Genomic DNA, 21,459 nt, shown 5'->3' on the forward strand with positions numbered 1-21,459 from the left:
GAACTGATGACACTCAAGGCAGGCAGCGTCGCCGACTTCGCCAACAGTCTGGCGGCGGACATGGAACAGGCCATGCGCGACGAATGGCTGGCAGCGAAGAACACGCCGCTGCCCGATGCCGGCGAAAAAGACCGGCGCCTGCTGCTGGTCGCCATCGCCCGCGGACTGTTCACGTTTCTAAAAAACCACGAAGACGCATTGGCACTGCGCATCACCTTGCGCGAAGACAACAACCTGGGCACCGACGAAACCTTTCGCGTCACGCAACTGGAGTTGAACCTGTGAGCGGCCGGCACCTGGCATTTCCGTTCCGTATCGGCAGCGACGGCCGCAGCGCCACGCCGGAGTCGCTGGACGCGCATATCCGCGGCGAGATCCTGCAATTGCTGCTCAGCAACAGCGGCGAACGGCCGTTCCTGCCCGGCTTCGGCGGCAATCTGCGCCGGCTGGTATTCCAGGGCAACAACGCCGTCACCGCCGGCCTGACCAAGGCCGGCATCAGCCAGGCGCTGGCGAACTGGCTGGGACACCGCGTCAGGGTGCTGTCGCTGGACGTGGTCAACGACGAGGCGACGCTCGCCATCGATCTGACCTACCAGGTCATCGACAGCGGCGAGCAGCGCCGGCTGCGCTTCGAGCGCGGCGGAGGCGTGTGATGGGCGCCCTGAGCGGCAAGATCGTCGACGGCGAGGCGCTGCAGCAGCGCATCGACAACCTCGCCACGCACGCCCTCAACGGCGTGCATCTGGTCTTCGTGCAGCTGCTGCCGGCCGCGGCGCCGACCCAGGCCGTGCTCGACCTGGAATTCCACAACACGCTGCAACTGGCGAATATCCTCGCCGCGATCGGCGGCGGTGCCGCGCCGCATACGATCTTTCCGCTCAGCGGCGGTTCGCGCCTGCGCGCAGGTTCCGCCGCCGGCCAGGTACGCGTGGACCAGGTGCTGGCCGGCCCGGCAGCGAACCAGCTGCGCCTGCGCATTCGTCCCATCGGTGACTATTCCACCTATACACTCGGCGTCGAATTCGCCCAGTTCGATCCACTGCTGGCGGAAATTTCCTTCAAGTTCCGCCCGGCCTGTTTCAACATGAACTGCGCCGAAGTGGAACGGCCGCGCGCCCTGCCGCCGCAGCCGGCCATCGACTACCTGGCCAAGGACTTCGATTCGTTCAAGCACACGCTGATCTGCGCCATGCAGCAGCGCGTACCGGGCTGGCAGCCGACCAGCGAGGCCGACCTCGACCAGGTGCTGATCGACCTGATCGCCGCCGACGCGGACGAACTGTCCGATTTCCAGGACCGCATGCTCAACGAAGCCTTCCTCGCCAGCGCGCGCAAGCGCGTCTCGCTGGCGCGGCATGCGCGGCTGATGGACTACCACATCCACCAGGGTAACCAGGCCAGCACCTGGCTGGCGGTCGAAGCAAGCGCGCCCACCCTGCTGCCCGGCGGCATCGCCGCGGGCTTCGCCGCCTGGACCGGCCAGCGCTGGAACGATGCGGGCAGCCGCATCTTCGTCGCGACCGAGGCGCTGCAGTGCGAGCCGCTGCTGAACCGGCTTGGGCTGTACAGCTGGGGCGGCAGCGTGACCGCACTGGAAGCCGGCAGCCGCAGCGCCGACCTGGCCCTGCCTGCACCGCTGAACGCGGCCAACAATGCCGATGCGCTGGTGCTGCGCGACCTGCTCAACAACGGCAGCGGCCGGCTGCTGATCCAGCAGCAGCTGAACCCGCATACCGGCACGCCGACCGGGCGCGATCCGGGCGCGCGGCAATTGCTGCATCTGCTGGCCAATGCGCAAGCGGTGTTCGATCCGTTCGCCGCACGCTGGTGCGTACGCGTGCACTGGCAGGACAGCGACAGGCTGGCACGCCGCTATTGCTTCATCGCCCAGTGCAGCGGCGTTGCCGTCAGCGACGTCAGCGCTTTCCACGGCAACCTGCTGCCGCTGGCGCACGGCCGGCCGCATCGCAGCATCCTGCGCGCACCGGGCAGCCCGCTTGGCGTGACCGATCCGGCCGCCCTGCTGCACAAGGACGAAGCCTGGTACGAGCCGACCGCAGCCTGGGGCGTGCTGGCCGAACTGCCGCAGGCACCGCTGGCCTACCGGCGCACGCCTGCAGACGGCATCGCTGCCCCGCGCTCAACCCTGGACGTCCACGTCAGCGGTTTCGCCACCCCCTGGAGCGAACAGAGCGACCTGATCGAATCGCAGGACGACAGCACGCATTTCCTCGTCGAGACTGACGAATACCGCCGCAGCCGGCTGCGCTTCGGCAACGGCAGCAACGGCCGCGCGCTGCCGGAAGGTGCCGTGCTGACCTGTCATTACCAGGTCGGCAGCGGTATCGACGGCAATGTCGGCAGCGATGCGATCCGCGCCTTCGACCGCGCCGCCAATCCTGCACTTGTACAGGTGTGGAATCCGTTCGACGCCGTTGACGGCGTGCAGCCCGAGCCGGTGGCGGAAATCATCCGGCGCGTGCCCGAAGCCTTCCGTGCGCGCCAGCTGCGCGCGGTGACCCTGGAAGACTATGCGCGCCGCGCCGAGGAACTGGCTGGCGTGGCCCACGCCCGCGCCGCCTATGCCTGGACCGGCTCCTGGCGCTGCGTGCGCGTGGCCATCGATCCCCGCGGCAGTACCGAACTGGACGAAGCGCTGCGCCTGCGCATCGCCGCACACCTGGATGCGGTGCGCCTGATCGGCGAAGACCTGGAAGTGCGCCCGGCCAGCTACGTGCCGCTGGATATTGCCATCCATGTCTGCGCGCATCCGGACTACTGGCCCGAGCATCTGCGCCGCGCGCTGGAACTGGAGTTTTCCGACAGCTATACCGCCGACGGCCGGCGCGGCCTGTTCCATGCCGACGAATGGACCTTCGGCCAGCCGCTGCATGCCTCGCAGCTGATCGGCCGTGCGCTGGCCGTGCAAGGCGTAGGCCGCGTGCTGCACGTCGGCATGCGCCGCCTGCACGGCCTGTCCGGCCCCAGCCTGGGCACGCTGACCTTGCCCGCCGGCGCGCCGCTGCCGGCGCTGCAGACGCTGGAGGTGCGCAGCTTCGAAATCATCCAGGTCGCCAACGACCCGAGCCGCCTCGAAACCGGCCGGCTCACGCTCGCTATTTCCGGAGGCCGCCGATGAGCTGCAAGCACGACTGCGAAACACCGCCGCTGTTTCCGCGTCGCATCGACAACCGTCCCGGCCTGGCGCGCATCGACTACCGCATCGGCCACTACGCCGATGTGCGCGCCCATCTGCTGGCGCAGCTGGACCGCAGCCCGCTGCTGGCCGGACTGACTCATCGCGAAGCCGACGATCCGGCCATTGCCCTGCTCGAAGGCGATGCGATCGTCATCGACATCCTGGCCTTCTACCAGAGCCTGTACGCCAACGAAGCCTATCTGCGCACGGCACAGTGGCCACAGAGCATCGCCGACCTGGTGCGCCTGAGCGGCTACCGCCTCGCGCCCGGCGTGGCCGGCGAAGCGACCTTCGCCCTGCTGGTCAAGGGCAATCGCCCGATCAGCGTGCCGGCGGGTTTCGGCTTGAAGGCGCAGCTGGAAGCCAGCGACAAGCCGGTCGAGTTCGAGACCCGCCATGGCATCGAGGCTGTGCCGGCGCTCAGCGCGTTTGCGTTGTATCGCCCGCGCCTCACGCCGGCACTCACCAACGGATCGCGCGTACTGCGCCTGGGCACCGGCGCGGCCGCGCTCAAGCCCGGCGACAGGCTGCTGCTGGGCCAGGCGCAAGGCAATGCCCAGGCGGCGCGTTTGCTGAATACGGAAATCGTGGAAATCGAGAAAATCCACGAATCCTTCGGCCAGCGCTTCGCCACGCTGAAGACCGGTCTGGTGCGCACGACAGCGGTCGGCAGCCTGCGTGCGTACAAGATCGGCGAAAGCCTGCGCCACTTCGGCCATGCGGCACCGGCGACGATCAGCACGGTATCGGCGGACGGCGTGCCGAGCACGCGCACTACCTCGTACTTGCGCCGCGTCGACAGCACCACCGGCGGCGACGTCTCGCCCGCGCTGGCCGCGCTGGATCTGCCGCTGGAGCGCGAATTCGACGCGATACGCCCGGGCGATCACGTAGTCGTCCAAGGGCGCTTCTCCGCCCTGCCCGGTTCCGTGGCGCATCGCTACAGCCTGGTGCGCCGCGTGACCGACAGCGAATCGCGCTCGCTGGCCTGGGGTATGCAGACCGGCGCGAGCAACGTGCTGAGCCTCAACGCCAGCCTGCTCGTCCACGATGGCGGCCACGGTCATCCGTATTCCGACGTGCGCAGCCTCGGCGTGATGCAGGTGACGGCCGAACCGTTTACCGTATATTCCGACTACGCGCCTACCGCAGCCACGAACGGCAACAGCCTGCGCTACTACGGCCGCGCCGAGGACGCACGCGCGCTGAAAGGCCGCCGCCTGCTGCTGGCCGACGCGGCCGGCGCAACGCAGAGCCTGCGCGTGCAGTCGGTCGGCACCCAGGCCGTCGCGGGCGACGCGTTCCATCTCGTGCAGCTGGACCGGCCGGTCGCCTATGCCGACTTTCCCTACGAGCAGGCCCTGTTCGGCGTCCATGCCAACCTGGTCGATGCCAGCCAGGGCAAGACCATCGCGCGCAGCGCCATTGGTTCCGGCGATGCGCGCGCGCTGTTCCAGACCTTCGCCCTGCCCAAGTCGCCGCTGACCTATCTGTTCGACGCGGCGCGCACGCCGGCGCAGGTGCCGGCGCTGGAGGTGTATGTCGACGCGATCCGTTGGAACCGTGTCGATACCCTGTTCAATGCCGGCCCGCTGGACACGGTATACATTGTGCGCGAGGCCGAAGACGGCAGCAGCTGCGTGCAGTTCGGCGACGGCAAGACCGGCGCGCGGCCGGGCAGCGGGCAGAACAACATCGTTGCGGTGTATCGCACCGGCATCGGCGCGCATGGCCTGCGCAAGGCCGATACCACGCCCCAGGCCAGCGGCAAGCTGGCTGGGCTGGACAAGGTATTGCTACCGGCCGCCGTCACCACCGGCTGCGAGGCAGAAAGCGCCGGCAGCGCGCGGCGCACGGCGCCGGCCCGGCTGCAGAGCCTGGGCCGGCTGGTCAGCATTGCCGACTACGAAGCGGAAACGCGCATGCTGCCAAATGTGCTCAAGGCGAATGCGCGCTGGGACGCGCCCGACGGCGTGCCGGCCATCGTGCTGACCGTGCTGACGCGCAGCGGCGCAGCCGCCGACCTGGAACAGATCCGCGATGCCTTGACTCACTACAGCCGGTGCCGCGGCCCGGCGCGGCATCCGTTCCTGGCCTTCAACGGTACGCGCCGCTATGTGCGCATCGATGCGCTGGTCGGCTACGACGCGGCACATCTGCCCGACGAGGTGACGCACGCGATCCGTATCGCACTGGGACCGGCCGGCAGCGACGTGGTGAGCGGCGACGCCGGCCTTTTCGGCCTGGAACAACGCGAATTCCACAGCAATGTGCATATTTCCCAGATCATCGCCGCCATACAACAGGTGCCCGGCGTGGTCTGGGTGCGCCTGCGCGCGGCGCAGGTGCTGCCGGCGGGCGACGATCCGCTGCTGCTGCCGCTGCCACTGCTGAAGACAATTCCGTCGCCGACCCTGAGCTGTCCACCGCGGCAGTTGCTGGCCCTGCACGACAGCCATCTGAACCTGGCCCTGGTCGACGCCAGGCTCAGTGCGGAGTGCCCGCCATGACCAGTCCGCGGCAATCCCTGTATGCGCGCCTGCCGGAGATCTACCGCATCCGCGACGAGGAGCAGTTTCCCGCCGGACAACTGCAGGCTTACCTGGCCCTCATGGACGAAGCGCATGCGGCGCTGCGCGACAATATCGAAGCATTGGGCCACGACCTGTTCATCGAGACCTGTGCCGACTGGGTGATTCCGTATATCGGCGACCGCCTCGGCAGCTCGCACCTGGACGGCGATCCCTGGACCCTGCGCGCCGATATCGCGCGCACCGTGCATCACCGCCGGCGCAAAGGCACGCTGGGCGCGATCGAGTCGCTCACCTATGCCCTGTCCGGCTGGGCCGCCCACGCGGTGGAAATGCGCGAGCGGCTGGTGTGGAACCAGCACCTGAATCACCAGCGTCCCGACGCAGGCGGCATGCCGCCGCTGCGCCTGAGCCAGTGGCTGGGCGATGCGCGCCGCGGAGGCACGGTGAACCTGCGCGATGCGGCGCTGCTGAGCCTGATCGACACGCCGTTCGATCCTTTCGCCCATGTCGCCGATGTGAAACCGGCTAGCGGCCTGCCCGGCCTGCACAACCTGCCCAATCTCGCCGTGTTTCTCTGGCGGCTGGAGGCGTATACGGTGGCGCGTACGCGGCCGGGGCGGACCCAGGTTGTCGCGCTGGTGCCGCCGACGCCGGCGCATGCGCGTTTTGCCGTCCGCGTGGAACTGCATCCGCAGCGCGAACCGATGGTGCTGTTCAACACTTACCGCTTCCGCGCCGACGACGAGCCCCCCGACCTCAGCCTGGCCGATGCCGTACCCGGCCCGATGCCGTCGGCGCGCCTCAGCGACGACAGTCCCGCCGGGCGTTCCGCCAGCTATGTCGAAGTGGTGCCGTATACGGCCGGCAGCGTGCCGCCCCGCGTAGCCCGCCTGGGACTTACGCTACAAGTACCTAACGCACCATTTGCGGCAACCACACCCTGGCGTTTCCGCGGCGCCAACCTGTGCGCCTGGGAAACCGGGCTGCAGCCGCCGCTGCGGCGCTACGAGATCGCCGTCGATCCGCTGCGCGGCCGGGTCGTCTTCGGCCTGATGGGCGCGACCGCCGCTGACGAGGCCGATCCGCTCGCGGCAGGCCTGTACCTCGGCGTGACCCACGGCTACTCCGGCCCGGTCGGCGCCCAGCCCGTCGTGCGCGCGCCGCGACCGCCGCTGTGGCTGGAACAGGTGCCCAGCCTGGTCGTGGTGGATACGCTGAATGCGCCGGCGTTCACCCTGCAGGATGCGCTGGCCAACCTGCCCGCGCGCACCACGCCGCTGATCGTGGAAATCCGCGACAGCCTGGTGCACGCGCTGGACCTGTCCGCGGTGGCCGGCAGCGCCGCCGAACTCGGCCTGCACAGCCTGCGCCTGGGCCGCTCGCTGTGGCTGCGCGCGGCCGACGGCGAACGGCCCGTGATCCGCCTGGCCCGCCCACTCGCCTTCCGCCCCGCCGATGTACTCGGTACCGGCGCGGCCGCCGTCATGGCCACGCTGACCGTGCGCCTGGAAGGTCTGTATCTGACACGTGCGCCCGGCTTCGCCGCGAACGCGGCGCTGGTCGCCCGCGCCGCGCTGAACCAGCTGCATATCGACGGCTGCACGCTCGACCCGGGCGGCGTCGTTGCGCTCGACAGCGTGCGTGCGCCGATCCGCGCCGCGCTGCAGCTGGACGAGCACTACGGCTTTGTCACCGGCTCGGCCGAGGAAACCGCATTCGACCAGGTGCCGCAGATCGTGATCGAACGCAGCATCTGCGGCCCGCTCGGCGTCGACGCCAACTACCGCATCGAACTGGCCGACAGCATCGTCGACGCCGGCAGCGGCATCGACGCGGCCGCGCCGGCCCTGGCCATCGGCGCGGCCAGCGGCAATCCGGAACTGACCTGGGGCGCGCCGCTGCGTATCGCCGGCGCGACGCTGTTCGGCCGCGTGCGCGTGGAATCGGCCAGCGGCCGCGGCGGCCTGTGGCTGCATGCGCTGCGCGTACACGACAACCAGAGCGGCTGCATCAGGCACAGCTGGTTCGCCGGCAGCAGCGCCAACCGCCTGCCGCCGCACCACGCCTGCGTCTTCGGCGGCGAGGCCAGGCTGCAGTTCGTCGCGCAGACCTTCGGCCGGCCGGGCTATGCCCAGCTCGGACGCGACTGCGATCCGCGCGTGCTGGAACGCGGTCCCGGCGACGACGAGATGGGCGCGTTCGGCTTCCGCCGCAACAGCCACAAATTGAAAAATATCCAAATACGCTATCGCGAGTACATGCCGGTCGGGATCTGCCCGGTGCTGGTATCGGTCACCTGATGGACCGCGCGCAAACCACTCACGGAGAAGCAGCATGAAAGGCGATTTCTCGAAATGGGGACTCACGCCCGCCGACAATTTCAGCGGCGTGCTGCACCAGCAGGGCCGCGTGCTGCTTGACCAGGACTGGAACGCCGCGGCACAGATACAGGCTTTGTGGCGCGACAGCGTCGGCCAGGACGTGGTCGGCGGCGGCCTGGTCGCCGTGCCGGTGGCCGTGCCCGACAGCTTCAAGCTGCTGCAGGCCAAGGCCACGACCAGCGAAGTGACAGTGACGCTGAATCCTGGCCGCGCCTGGGTCGACGGCCAGCATTACGTGCTGGACGCAGCCGCGCCGCTCACACTGCTGGCCGAATATTTCGGCCCGCCGCAGCAAAGCCCGGCGGCAACGCCGGCGAGCATCGCCGCCGGCGTGCGCGATGCGGTCGTGATGGAACTCTGGGACGACGCGTTCAGCGCCTACCAGGATCCGCTGGGCCTGCTCGAACCCGCCCTGGGCGGGCCGGACACGACCGAGCGCGTCAAGACCCAGATGGCGCTGAAGCTGCTGCGCCTGCAGGACGGCCAGGGCTGCAGCGACCTGCCCATCGCCGACAACTTCGGCGCCAAGGGACGCCTGAGCGTAACGCCGTCGCCGACCAGCGTCATCGCCGGCCCCTGCCCGGTGCCCGACAGCGGCGGCTACAGCGGCTTTGCGCATTACCTGTATCGCATCGAGATCGCCACGGCCGACAGCGGCGGCAAGGCGCGTTTCAAATGGTCGCAGTTCAACGGCGGCCTGGTCGGCCGCGGCAGCTTCACCAGTACCGGCGCAAGCACCGCCACGGTCGCGATCAGCGCCAACAATGCCATGATCGACCAGAGCGGCCTGGATGCGTTCTATCTCGAAGCCCTCGCCTTCGACGCCGCACTGGGGCGCTGGCGCGTGGTACTCAGCGCCGACGCCACCCTGCCCAGCGCCGGCACGCTGTCGCTGAGCGGCATCGCCGGCGCCTGGCCGGCCGGCAGTACGGCGTTCTTCCGCCTGTGGAACGGCATAGCGCAGATCGAGGATTTCCCGACCGGGCTGATGCTGGCGAACGAACTCAAGGACGGCATCCGCCTCGCCTTCGACCCCGCCACTGCCGACAATGGCAATTATTCCGATGGCGACTACTGGACTTTTCCCGTCCGCAGCGCCGGTACCGCGTTCGATCCTTCGGTCTGGCCGACCAATGCCGCGCCGCAGGGCGTGCAGCACCGGCGCGCCTCGCTGGGCATTCTGGAATGGACTGCCGCACCGGTGGTCGACATCAGCGCTGCCGACGGCGAAATCCACGACTGCCGCCAGCCGTTCCTGCCGCTGGCGCGCCAGCGCGGCTGCTGCACCGTCACGGTCGGCGACGGCAAGCAGAGCTACGGCCAGTTCAAATCCATCCAGGCTGCCGTCGATGCGCTGCCCGCCGACGGCGGCACGGTCTGCGTGCTGGCCGGCGTCTACGACGAAAGCGTGCGCATCGCCAGGCGCACGAGTATCCGCATCCACGGCTGCGGCGCGCAGAGCCGCGTGCGCGCAAGCGTCGATGCGAAAAACACGGCCCAACCTGCCTTCCTCATCGCCACCTCCAGCGCCATCGTGCTGGAAGACCTGGCCATCGAAGCCGGCCCACGCAGCGCAGTGCAGATCGACAATGCACGGGAAGTGAGCGTGCGCCGCTGCCTGATCCAGATGCGCGATCTCGCCACACTGTGGCAGGCGATCTATTCCCGCGGCGACGATATCTGCATCGAGGCGAACACGCTGGAAGTGCTGCCGCGCACCGGCATTCCGCCGCGTGCCGAGGTTCCGCCCAGGGTTGGCCGGCCCGGCGCGCCGGCCGGTGTGCAGACGCCGCCCGCCGCGATCAACCCGGGCCTGGCCACGCGTGGCGGCATCCAGCTGGCTGGCGGTTCCGATCGTGTGCGCGTGATCGACAATCTCATTCGCGGCGGTATCTGGAACGGCATCACCCTGGGCAGTCTGGTCGACATCCAGCGGCCCGGCGACGACACGCCCGACGTGCCGAATTCGGAAGACCCCTGCCATCCCTGCAAGCCGCCGGATCTCGGCGACGACGACCCGGACCTGGAACTGCCGCGCTACGTGTCCGCCGGCGATCTGTACGACATCGAGATCGCGCGCAACCGCATCAGCGACATGGGCATCAATGGCATCGGCGTGGTGCGCTTCTTCAACCTCGCCAACGGCGGCGACATGATCGGCGTGCACGGCCTGCATATCCTCGACAACGTCATCACGCGCTGCAACCGGCGCGACCTGGCCCAGGTCAGCCAGGCCATGCTGCTGCAGATCGGCTACGGCGGCATTGCCCTGGCCAAGGTTTCTGACCTGCGCATCCTGCGCAACGAAATCGTCGCCAACGGCAACAGCTACCTGCAGCCGATCTGCGGTGTGTTCGCCATCGTCGTGCAAGGTCTGCAGCTGGATACCAACCGCATCCTCGACAACGGCCTGCGCACGGGCGAACCGGTGGAAAACGCGCAGAACGGCGTGCGCGGCGGCGTGCACATCTGGCTGGTGCTGCCGCCGATGGAGCAGCCGGCCTATGCCGCGAGCAGCCTGGCGCTGCGCAGTCCGCGCCGCCGCAACAATCTGCCCGCGGTCGCCCTGCGCGACAACATCGTCAGTGCCCCGCTGGGCCGCGCGCTGAGCTTTTTTGCCCTGGGCAGCGTCACGGTCGCGCGCAACCGGCTGGTCAGCGAAGCCAGCACCCATCGCGGCCTGGACCTGATCGCCGCGACCGTGCTGATCGGCAATCTCGGCATCAGCAACGAATGGACGGCGAAGCTGCTGCAGATCTTCATCAACCTGATCCTGGGCAAGGATCCGGAAAGCAAGGACCTGTGCGAACTGGCCAAGGTCGAGGGCACCATCCAGGAACCGAATCCGAATGCGCCGGGCCAGACGCCGGTATTCCTGCCGCCGCTGGTCAACCGCTGGTGCAGCGGCAAAACGCTGTTCGGTGAGAACCAGGTGACGCTGGACCTGGGCGAGGCGCCAAACATCGATTTCGGTATCAGCTCGATACTGCTGTTCTCCCTCGACGATATCGGCTTCGTCGACAACCAGTGCGAGATTGTCAGCACCAACGTGCTCTATCTGGCCAATGCCATGGCCTTTGCCGGCAGCCTGCGCGTAGCCGACAACCGCTTTGCCGAAACCTGGATGCGCGCGCTTACCTCGGGCTATTTCATCGGCCTGATGAATACCACCACCGACAACCAGGCGACGCATTGCCTGCGGGCAGTGGCACTGCCAGCCGAGCAGATCGTATTCAAGGACAACATCGCCCTGGTCCGCGCGTTCTGCCCGAACGAATGCGGCAAGCGCGGCTACGGCGATCGCGACTGAAGGCGTCGACATTCCCTCTCGTGCAGGAAACTTTGCCATGGCCAGTTCCTCGAACAAAAAAAATTCCGCGGCCTTCGTTGCCGGTGCCGGCGGCGCTTCCGGCGGGTCGATCCGGCGCAACTTCATCGATGCGCCGATGGCCGCCGCACGCCAGCCGATGATGGACGCGGCGCTGGGCGTCTATGCCTATCTGCAGCTGCTGCCGGCGGCATTCGCCGATTCGCAGCGGCGCGAACTGGAACGGCTGGTACGCAGCGTCGGCGACAGCGATCCGCGCGTTCGCGCATTGAAGCTGTCGATCGAACAGGCACAAGTGCTGCGCGACACGGCCGATCTCGGTCGCGCCCGCATCGACCGCACGCTGGAAGCGATCGCGCGGGAGCGCGATGCGTTCCACGGCTTCGTCTCCGACGAGTCACTGCAGCCGCAACGCGGCCTGCTGGTGCGGATCAGCAGCGATGCCACCGGCAGTTCCCACGCGCTCGAAGGCCGCACGGCCGACGACGGCTATTTCCGCATCGACCTGGGCGAGCGCACCGGCAGCGGCGTCAAGCCACCGCCGCGCGGCAGCAGCGTTGAAAAAAGCAGCACAGATTCCCAAGCGGACAGCGCCGCCGCAGAACCGGCACGCGCCGGCCGGGTCGAGATCTTCGATACCCGCGGCAACCTGCTGCTGCGCGATACCACCTTGCTGCCGCTGGACCAGGGCACGGTGTATCGCGAATACCTGCTCGGCGGCGCACCCGACCGGCCCGCCGCGGCACCGCCGACCAAGCCGACCCCGCCACCGGTTGCCGAGCCGGCACCGGCTGCGGAACGCGTAGCCGCGCGCAAACCGGCCAAGGCCGGCCCAGCCAAGGGCAAGAACAAGCGCTGAAGCCCGCGACAACGCGCCGAGGCACGACCATGAGCCGAGGATTTGCCGCCGCACGCCGTACCGCCGCCGCTGCGGCGAATGTCGACGCTGTGCCGTCGCGGCAGCGCCCAGGCCTGGCGCCAGCGACACCGCAGCGCACGGCCTGTGCCTGCGGCGGCAGCTGTCCGCGCTGCACCGCCGCCGACAGCAGCGGCCTGCAGCGCAAACCGGCCGAGCTGTCGCTTGGCCCGCGCGACGATCCGCTGGAACGCGAAGCGGACCGCATTGCGGGCGACATTCTCGCGGCGGAACCGGCACCGTCCACTGCCCGCACCACGCCGCGACGCGGCGCGGCCGTACAGCTGAAAGCAGCGCCCGCAACGACAGCACCTGCAGCACACACCGCCGTAGCACCGGCAACGGCCGGGCGAATCGCCGCGCTGGACGGCAGCGGAAGCGCGCTGGATAGTGCACAACGCGACTTTTTCGAAGCGCGCCTGGGGCGCGATCTCGGCGCCGTGCGGCTGCATACCGGCAGCGAGGCCGCAACCGCTTCGCACGACCTGGCCGCGCGCGCCTTCACCCTGGGCAACGACATCGCCTTCGCCCGCGGCGAATACCAGCCGGACAGCACCGCCGGCCAGCATCTGCTGGCACACGAGCTAGTGCATACCCTGCAACAGGCGAGCAGCGCCAGCGCAGTGCTTCGGCGCACGCCACAGGACGACGGCGCCGATGCCGCAACCGAAGCCGAACCCGCCGCGGAAAAAGCCACCGGCGACGACAGCGCCGCCGCGCCGCCACCGCCGCGGCCGGAAGTCAACGAACTGGACTACGCCTTCGTCTTCACCGGCGGCGCCTACGGCCAGGCGGCGGAAGCGTTTATCCGCCTGTACTACCCCGAGCACCGGCTGATCCGCTCGAGCAGCCTGGAAGACATGTTCGACCGCCTCTACAGCGACATGGGCCAGGCGCAGAAAAAAGGCGAGGCGCACCTGCGCGAGCTGATCATCGTCACTCATGCCAATGCTGCCGGCGGCATGAAGATTCCGCTGACCCGCGACGATGTCGCGCGCAAGCGCATGTACAACCTGTGGGATGTGGACGACCTGCAGGAGGAATTCCAGCAAGGCCTGCACCAGCGCTTCCGCGAGCGCCGTCGCGCCGTCGTCGCGGCGCTGATCGACGACAGCTCGCGTGTGATCGTACGCGGCTGCGAATTCGGCCAGAAGGAAGAAGCGGTCGACGTGCTGCGCTCGCTGTTCGGCGGCCAGCCCTCGGTATGGGCGCCGCGCGCGTATCAGGGCTACGAAAGCATTCCGATCGGATCGAGTTTCCTGCGCACGCCGGAAGAAGCCTTCGATTTCCTGATCGCACAGGATTTCCTGCCGCTGGAAATGCGCCCGGCCGCCGACGAGGACAAGCGCACCTATATCGCCCGCGTCTTCGGCCTGAAGGGACGTGTCCCGGCCGAGTTCTTCGTCGTCGGCCAGGAGCACCACGACCAGCTCGGCGGCATGATCAAGAGCGGCGCCGGCATGTCGGCACAGGCCGAGCCGTTGAAGGAACGCGAGGCGGCGACGGTGCCGTCGCAGGGCGAATTCTGGGAGCTGTCGGCGCCCAGTTCGCGCGGCTCGGATGCGGAACTCGATCCGCTCAGCCTGCGCGAGATCGCCGTGCGCGCGCATGCGCTGAACCAGCCCTACCAGCCGCAGAACGCCTGCATGCTGCGCCGGCTGGAAGGCGCCTGGGAACGCAAGGTCACCGACCTGCCGTATTTCAGCGACTACCTGATCGCCAGCAGCAACGATCCACTGGGCGGACTGCCGGGAGATTCGGCCAGCGTGATGACGTATCTGCAAACGCGCTTTGTGGACAACCCCGCACAGAACCCGCTGAACGGCCTCGCCCCGGAAAGTTTTTTCGGCGATGCCAATATGACCGGCGGCGACGCCTCGCGCTATCCGTGCAAGACACCGCACCTGGATACCTTCGAGACCGAACAGCTGAATTTCGAGCTGAAGCCGGCGCAGGACCGCGGCACGGCCGGCGAGTTTGCCGATCCGCTGGCAATGGCACCGCCGCCGGACGCGGCCAAGGACAAACCCACCGGCCCGATCGGGCTGGCCGACAAGGAAGCCGAGGCGGCGCGCGAAGAGCACCTGCGCGCGCAGAATTTCGACAAATCGCAGGCACCGCCGCCAGCCGTGCCGATCACTATCGATCTGACTGGCCTGTCCGATTCGGAACTGGGCCAGCAGTACATGGACGCCCTGAACAGCGGCAACAGCACCCTGCTGCTGGCGGTAGAAACAGAATTCCAACGCCGCATCGACGACCCGGAACATCCGGGTTTCGGCCTCGCGCTGCCGCGCGGCCTGGCCCCGGCAGTGCCGGCCAACGCTGGCGTCGAGCCAAGCATCGCGCTGGAGATATTGCGCAATGCGGCCGAGGGCAAGTATCCGTGGAAGCCGGAGCTGGGCAAGGTCGGCGGCGTGGCGTGGTTCATCACCGAAGGCACGCCCTATGTCGGCTCCGGCAGCGGCGGCATCACCATCGGCGTGGAACTGAAAAATGCGGCCAACGCCATCGTCTTCCGCGAGCCGGAACTATTGGAGATATTCAATCGTGAACGCGCGGCACTGGAACCGACCATCGAGGCACAGTTCCGCAGCCAGGCCGGCTTGAGCGAATCGACACCGCTGACGAACCGCATGAAGAAAAGCATCGTCCGCCTGCTCGACCGCGCGGCCGAGCGGCGCATGTGGGAAAGCGTCGGCGAAACAGTGCGCGCCTCGCCCAACGGCGTCGGCGAAGTGATACTGGAAAACAGCAAATTCTCCCGCGGCGGCAACGGCCGCTTCGCCGTCGCCGCCAATGCCTCGGACGTACGCCTGCGCGGTGGCATACCCGAGCTGATGACGACGCTGGAAGCACAAGGCGTAAAGTCCGATCCGATACTGACCGCCGCGGCGGAAGAGATGGCCGTCCAGCAACGCTGGGCCGGCCGCGTGCGCGGCGCGTTCCGCCACGGCGGCAAGGTGCTGATCGTGGTCGCCATCGCCAACGATCTGTACAAGATCTATACCGCCAAGGATCACGTCAAAGCGGTAGTAAGCAGCGTCGGCGGCTGGGGCGGTGCAACGGCAGCCGGTGCGGCATTTGCGGCGTGGTATACACCGGCGGATACGGCCGGCCCCTGGGCCTGGCTGGGCCACGGCGTCGGCACGCTGATCGCCGGCGGCATCGGCTACTTCATCGGTTCGGAAGTGACGACGACCGTGTACGAGCTGGTCGTCGACGAGGATCAGGAGGTGCAGCAATGAACCGCGCCGCGCTGCTCGAACACCTGCTCGATTTCGCCGGACCGCGGGGACCGTTCAGCAGCGACGCACAACACGAACTGCGCCGCCGCGCCTGGCTGGCTACGCAGGACGCTGCCGCACTGGACGACCTGCTGTCGCTGCTGGCCGAACCGCCGCACGCAGACCAGCGCGGCCCGGTATCGGCCGAGTCGTTCGAACTGGAATTGCAGGATGCGATCGTCGCGCTGGCCGGCGATCCGCACGCCCTGCTGCAACAGCTGCTGCCACTGCTGCAGCTGGCAGCGGCACGCCCCGCGGCGATCGAACTGATCGGCAGGCTGGGCCTGCCCGATGCCGTGCCCCCCTTGCGCGAGCTGCTGCAACAGATGCCGTTGAACGGCGACGAACAGCTGCGGCTGGCCTGCTGCCTCGGCGATATCGGCGACGCTGCAGCCCAGGCAGTGCTGCTGCAGCTGCAAGCCTTGCCGGGTGCCGCCGAGGCCGGCGTCGCCGCGGAAATCCACATTGCACTGGATCGCTGTGCCGCGGCCGATCGCCACGACATGCCACGCCCCGCCGGGCCGGAGCCGCCATGAATCGTTTTCTCGATCAGACCTCGCGCAAGCCATTGTCCCCGGTGAATCCGCGCAAGCCCGAGCTGCGCCGCGCCGCTGCGCCTGCCGCGCCGACGCTGGCACCGCTGATCCAGCGCAAGCAGGCCTGCAGCTGCGGCGGCACCTGTCCGCGCTGCAGCGAAGCCGCGAGCGGCCTGCGCGTCAGCCATCCCGGCGATGCGCAGGAACGCGAGGCCGACCGCGTCGCCGCGCACATCGTCGGTTCCAGCGCCGCTACAGCCGCGCCGCCGATCGCGGCGGCAGGGCCGGCGATCGCGCGCAAGCCGCAAGCCGCTGCCACCGTCGCAGCAGCGGGTATTGCACCGTCCCACAACAGCGGCCAGCCCTTGCCCGCAGCGACGCGCGCCTTCATGGAACCGCGCTTCGGCCACGACCTGGCCGACGTGCGCGTGCATACCGACGACACTGCCGCAGCCTCGGCCGATGCGCTGGGTGCGCGGGCCTATACCGTCGGCAACGACGTCACGTTCGCCCGCGGCCACTACGACACACATTCCAGCGCCGGCAATACCCTGCTGGCACACGAGCTGACCCATGTCATCCAGCAGCGCAACGGCGGCCTGCAGCTGCAGCGCGATGTCACGCCGCAATACGAACTCATCGAAGACCGCCTGACCTACGGCCTGTTCGACTGGGCCATCACCGATGCCAATGCGCGCGACGTACTGAACCTGCTCAACGGCCTGAGCGATCTCGATCTCGCCGACACCGCCGCCGCCATGGACCGGGACGGCCTGCTCGACCGGCTGATGGAGAACATCGCCGAAGAAGACCAGCACACTTATGCGGTGCTGATCGGCCGCATCAACCGGCATCGCTCGACCTCGCATACCGGCGAATGGATCATCGCGCAGCTCAGCTACGGTACCTGGGACTGGGCCATCACCGACGACGACGCGACGCGCGCACTGATGGTGCTGGCCGGCCTGGAATCGCAGGAGCTGCGCACCGTCGTGGCGCAGATGGTCAACTCTGGCATCTACGACAGGCTGCGCGAGGAACTGCCCGCAGAACAGGCCAGCCAATACCGCGCCTTCCTGTTGCGCATGGACAGTATCCGCGACGAATTCAACCAGCTGGTCAGCGACCAGGTCGGTTTCTTCCGCAACCAGAAGGACGAAGCCGGCAACCCGGTCGATGCGGGCGAAGTCATCAAGAGCACGGTGCAGAGCACCGGCTACGGCGGATCGAAATCGACCTGGGACGATCTGGACAAGGATGCCCAGGACGCCTGGCGCGAACGCGCCGCCAAGGCCATCGCCAAGGTCACCGCCAGCGTCGCCGGTACCCAGCTCGAACAGATACTCAAGCGCGGCGAGCTGGTATTCATTCCCGAGGAAGCCGAAAAGCTGAATGCCTATGCCTATGTCTCGGGCAAGAACAAGCTGTATTTCGGCCGCGGCTGGGTCAGGGACGCAGAAAAAGGCGAAGACCGGGTCTGGCAGAGCATTGCCCACGAACTGGGCGGACACGAAGAATTCGGCGACACCTGGTCGTGGCAGATCATGCAGGCCGCATTGGCCAGGCTGACGCCGGAGGAACGCGCCAAGGCCACGTCCGGCGGCAATTCGGTGTACAGCTCGTACGGTTATCTGGAAACCGAGATCTACGCCGAGCTGCGCGAACTGCCTCATCGCGTACCCGGCAGCGGCGGCGACAAGCCCGAGGACGACGTGCCCAAGGAACTGCGCCGCATCAAGGAGGCTTACAGCGAAACGGTCGCGCTGCAGATCGTGATCCGCCTGTACTACCGCGTCGCCGTCGATCCACGCGTGAGCGATACGGCCAAGAAGCTGCTGATGGAATCGGCGCAGAAGGAGTTCAACCTGTTTCCGCTGGCCAACAGCCCCGCGCCCTGAGACCGTGCATCGGGTATCGTCGGCGCTCGCCCCTGCGCCCCGGAGTGCCGATGTCGTTCGTACGCTGCCTGCGCGGTATCGCCTCGGGCCAGGAGTATCCGGCCGACGTGCCGATGAACCTCGATCCGGTCGACGGGCGCCCGGTGGAAATGATCCTCGATCTGCAGCGCCTCGCGCGCGAACGCCCGCACGCCACCTGGTACCGGCCGCAGCGCCGCGACATGTGGCGCTTCGGCGCGCTGCTCGCGCTGGACATCGACGACGCAGCCGATGCAGCACATATCGTCAGTCTGGGCGAAGGCGCGACGCCACTGCTGGACTATTCCGACGATGCCGCCGTGCGCGGTAGCCGCGTGCGCCTGCAGCTGAAGGACGAAGGCCGCGCACATGCCGGCTACGGCGCCAACCCCACGGGCAGTTTCAAGGACCGCGGCATGGCGATGGTGGTCGCGCAGGCACGGCGGCTGGGCCTGTCGCGGCTGTCGGTGCCGACCCAGGGCAATGCCGGCGATTCGCTGCTGCGCTACGGCCTGGCCGGCGGCCTGTCGCTGGCCGTGGCCATGCCGGCGAGCACGCCGCTGCCGATACTCGGCAGCGTCGCCGCCGCCGCGCTGCAATACCCGGAGCGCGTAAAACTGGAACTGGCCGGGCCGACCATTCGCGAAGCCGGCGCGTTTCTCAAACAGCAATACCTGCCGCAGGGCTATTTCTCCGTAGCCACATTCCAGGAACCCGGCTGGCGCATCGAAGGCAAGAAGACGCTGGGGCTGGAACTGGCCGAGCCGGCCGCCGGCGAGACGCGCTGGTCGCTGCCCGATGCAGTGATCTACCCCACCGGCGGCGGCACCGGCGTACTCGGCATGTGGAAGGCCTGGGACGAGCTGCAGCAGCTGGGCTTGATCGATGCGCGCCGGCCGCGCATGTATTGCGTGCAGAGCGAAGTGACGCGCCTGCTGGTCGATGCCTTCGTACACGGTGCGGCCGACACCACGCCGACCGCCGGCGCCGACACCCTGGCCACCGGCCTGAACGTGCCGGGCGGCGTCGGCCATGCGCGCGTGCTGCAGATCGTCCGCGCCAGTGGCGGCAGCGCCATTGCCGTCAGCGAAGACGATATTGCCGCCGAGACGCGGCGGCTGTGGCAGACCCGGCACGACTGGATAGGCACCGAAGGCGCCGCCTGCTTCGCCGCGCTGCCGCGGCTGCTCGCCGACGGACTGCTGCGCGCCGGCGAGCGCGTCGTCGTGGTCAACACCGGCTCCATGGAAAAATACCTTCCTGCAGTCCGTCATCTTTTATAAAACGTTTTCTCCATTAGGAAGGCGCAGGCCGCCGCGTCTTCCGGCAACGCGGTGTTGCCCGGCAAGAAATCCTGGCCGAGCCGACCTGCCCGCACAAGCCGGAACATCGCCGACAACGGCCCCAGCCTGGGCAATCTGCCCGGCCAGCCCAGGCGCCGCAGCAACGTCGCCTGCAGACCGCAGCTGAAGCCAGCCCTGCCCGATTGCCGGCAACAGGCTCGGCAGCGCCTTCGGCCTGCCGGCAATTTCCGCAACAAATCCGACCGGCTGGACGGTTGAATTTGAACCGTCCAGCCGGTATGTTTCCGCGCCATGGGAAGAACCGACAACGCCGAACTGATCAACACCCTGCTCGATGCCGCGGAAACCGTGGTCGAGCGCCAGGGCATCGCCAACCTCACGCTGGAAGCCGTCGCTGCCGAGGCCAGGCTGAGCAAGGGCGGCCTGCTGTATCACTTTCCGTCCAAGGACCGCCTGGTCGAAGCGCTGGTCGCGCGCTCTGCCGCCGACTGGCGCCAGTGCTTCAACGACGGCTACGAACGCGCCGCCGCAGGCCCCGGCCGCATGGCACGGGCGCTGCTCGAACACTGCCTGTCGGATGCGCAGGGCTGGACCACGGAACTGCGCCGCAGTTCGTCGGCCTGCTTTGCCGCACTGGCGCAGAACCCCAAGCTGATGCAGCCCATGCGCGACGTCTACGCCGAACTGCACCGCCGCGTAGCCGACGACGGCCTGCCGCCGGGCGTGGGCGAAGCGGTCGCCGCGGCCATCGACGGGCTATGGCTGTACTGGGTGCTGGGCCTGGCCGAGGTGAACCAGGATCTGGTCGTCCGCGTTCGCGGTGCCCTGGAACAGCTGCTGGCGCAATCCCTGCCGGCAGGCAAGAAACCGGTACCGCGCAAAGCGCCGGCTGCCACCAGACAAAAGAAACCGAAGAAAGGACTCCCGTCATGAGCGTCGCCCGCTGGATCGCCCCTACCCTGCTGCTGTCCGCCCTGGCCGCAACCGGTGGCGGCTTGGCGTTATGGAAATATTCCTCCGTACAGGCGGCCGTGGCCGCCGCCGCCGACCAGCCCGAGCCGGTGGAAACCGTCGCCACCGCGGTGGCGCGCGCATTGCAGCATCGCGCGTCGACCACGGCCATAGGCACGGTGCGCGCGCTGCGCTCCATCAGCCTGCGCAACGAAGTCGCCGGCACGGTACGCCAGGTGGCGCTGGTGCCGGGCGACGTGGTCGAAGCCGGCAGCGTGCTGGTGGCGCTGGATGTCAGCGTCGAACAGGCCGAGCTGCGCGCACAGGAAGCACAGGCTGCGCTGGCACAGAGCATGCTCGACAGGACCGAACGCATGAGCCAGCAGCGCGCCGTGTCGCAGTCGGACCTGGAACGCTCCCGCGCCGAACGCGACGTCGCCCTGGCGCAGATCGCGCGAACCCGGGCGGTGATTGCACGCAAGACCCTGCGCGCGCCGTTCCGCGCCCGCATCGGCATCGCCGACGTGCATCCTGGCCAGTTTCTCGAGGAAGGCGCTGAATTGACCACATTGCAAGGTGTGGACGATGCCGCACACGTGGATTTCGCCGTGGCGCAGCAGGTCGCCGCCGCGCTGCGCAGCGGCGATACGGTCGAGGTCTACGCCGGCGACGAGGCCAAAGCAGTGTCGGCGCGGATCGTCGCGATCGACGCACGCATCGATCCGGCGACACGCAATGCCACGGTGCGCGCTCGCATCGACGGCGCCGGCCAGGCACCCGCGCCAGGCGCTTCGGTGCGGGTACGCGTACCGACTGCGATCGAACGCAGCGCCATCGCGATTCCCGCCAGTGCCCTGCGCAAAGGCCCGGGTGGCGACCATGTCTTCGTGCTCGCCACCGATGCCCAGGGCCAGACCCGGGCGCAGCAGCGGCTTATCCAGGTCACGGCCCAGCTGGGCGAGGAGGTCGTGATCGAGTCGGGCCTGGCAGCGGGCGAGAAAATCGCTGCGGCAGGCTCGTTCAAGCTGCGCGACGCGGCCCTCGTCGCCGTGGCCGAGGCACCGGCGGGCGCGGCGAAAAGCCAGTAAGCGCCAGGCACCGAAC

13 protein-coding genes are annotated in these 21,459 nt (G+C 68.3%); all 13 read left to right on the forward strand.

The annotated features are described in order from the left end of the window. Positions 1-6: 6 nt before the first annotated feature. Entirely contained in the window at positions 7-285 is a 279-nt protein-coding gene (locus DFR29_RS29635) for a hypothetical protein (RefSeq protein WP_208113554.1), read from the forward strand. After that, entirely contained in the window at positions 282-656 is a 375-nt protein-coding gene (locus DFR29_RS09640) for a GPW/gp25 family protein (protein ID WP_208113555.1), read from the forward strand. The genes DFR29_RS29635 and DFR29_RS09640 overlap by 4 nt, the downstream gene beginning before the upstream one ends. Continuing rightward, positions 656-3,142: a baseplate J/gp47 family protein gene (locus tag DFR29_RS09645; protein ID WP_133818385.1), complete on the forward strand. Its 2,487-nt coding sequence runs from the start codon at positions 656-658 to the stop codon at positions 3,140-3,142. Before DFR29_RS09640 ends, DFR29_RS09645 begins: the two co-directional genes overlap by 1 nt. Next, a complete protein-coding gene (locus DFR29_RS09650; RefSeq protein WP_133818386.1) occupies positions 3,139-5,712 on the forward strand; it encodes a baseplate J/gp47 family protein in 2,574 nt (857 codons plus the stop codon). The genes DFR29_RS09645 and DFR29_RS09650 overlap by 4 nt, the downstream gene beginning before the upstream one ends. Further along, positions 5,709-8,036 (forward strand): hypothetical protein, encoded by a 2,328-nt coding sequence (locus DFR29_RS09655; RefSeq protein WP_133818387.1) that lies wholly within the window; start codon positions 5,709-5,711, stop codon positions 8,034-8,036. The genes DFR29_RS09650 and DFR29_RS09655 overlap by 4 nt, the downstream gene beginning before the upstream one ends. A 34-nt stretch (positions 8,037-8,070) precedes the next feature. Then, positions 8,071-11,427 carry a DUF6519 domain-containing protein gene (locus tag DFR29_RS09660; protein WP_133818388.1) on the forward strand — a complete coding sequence of 1,119 codons (3,357 nt, stop codon included), beginning with the start codon at positions 8,071-8,073 and terminating at the stop codon, positions 11,425-11,427. Positions 11,428-11,464: 37 nt separating this feature from the next. Then, positions 11,465-12,304 (forward strand): hypothetical protein, encoded by an 840-nt coding sequence (locus DFR29_RS09665; RefSeq protein WP_133818389.1) that lies wholly within the window; start codon positions 11,465-11,467, stop codon positions 12,302-12,304. Positions 12,305-12,333: 29 nt separating this feature from the next. Then, positions 12,334-15,609 carry an eCIS core domain-containing protein gene (locus DFR29_RS09670; RefSeq protein ID WP_133818390.1) on the forward strand — a complete coding sequence of 1,092 codons (3,276 nt, stop codon included), beginning with the start codon at positions 12,334-12,336 and terminating at the stop codon, positions 15,607-15,609. Beyond that, entirely contained in the window at positions 15,606-16,184 is a 579-nt protein-coding gene (locus tag DFR29_RS09675) for a HEAT repeat domain-containing protein (RefSeq protein ID WP_133818391.1), read from the forward strand. Before DFR29_RS09670 ends, DFR29_RS09675 begins: the two co-directional genes overlap by 4 nt. Further along, positions 16,181-18,082, forward strand: a complete 1,902-nt coding sequence (locus DFR29_RS09680) for an eCIS core domain-containing protein (protein ID WP_133818392.1) — start codon at positions 16,181-16,183, stop codon at positions 18,080-18,082. Before DFR29_RS09675 ends, DFR29_RS09680 begins: the two co-directional genes overlap by 4 nt. A gap of 50 nt (positions 18,083-18,132) precedes the next feature. After that, complete coding sequence (locus DFR29_RS09685) at positions 18,133-19,383, forward strand: threonine synthase (protein ID WP_133818393.1); 1,251 nt, start codon at positions 18,133-18,135, stop codon at positions 19,381-19,383. 312 nt (positions 19,384-19,695) lie between these two features. Then, positions 19,696-20,337, forward strand: a complete 642-nt coding sequence (locus DFR29_RS09690; protein ID WP_133818394.1) for a TetR/AcrR family transcriptional regulator — start codon at positions 19,696-19,698, stop codon at positions 20,335-20,337. Then, entirely contained in the window at positions 20,334-21,443 is a 1,110-nt protein-coding gene (locus tag DFR29_RS09695; protein WP_133818395.1) for an efflux RND transporter periplasmic adaptor subunit, read from the forward strand. The genes DFR29_RS09690 and DFR29_RS09695 overlap by 4 nt, the downstream gene beginning before the upstream one ends. Positions 21,444-21,459: the final 16 nt, after the last annotated feature.

Source organism: Tahibacter aquaticus, assembly GCF_004363655.1.
Lineage (GTDB): Bacteria > Pseudomonadota > Gammaproteobacteria > Xanthomonadales > Rhodanobacteraceae > Tahibacter > Tahibacter aquaticus.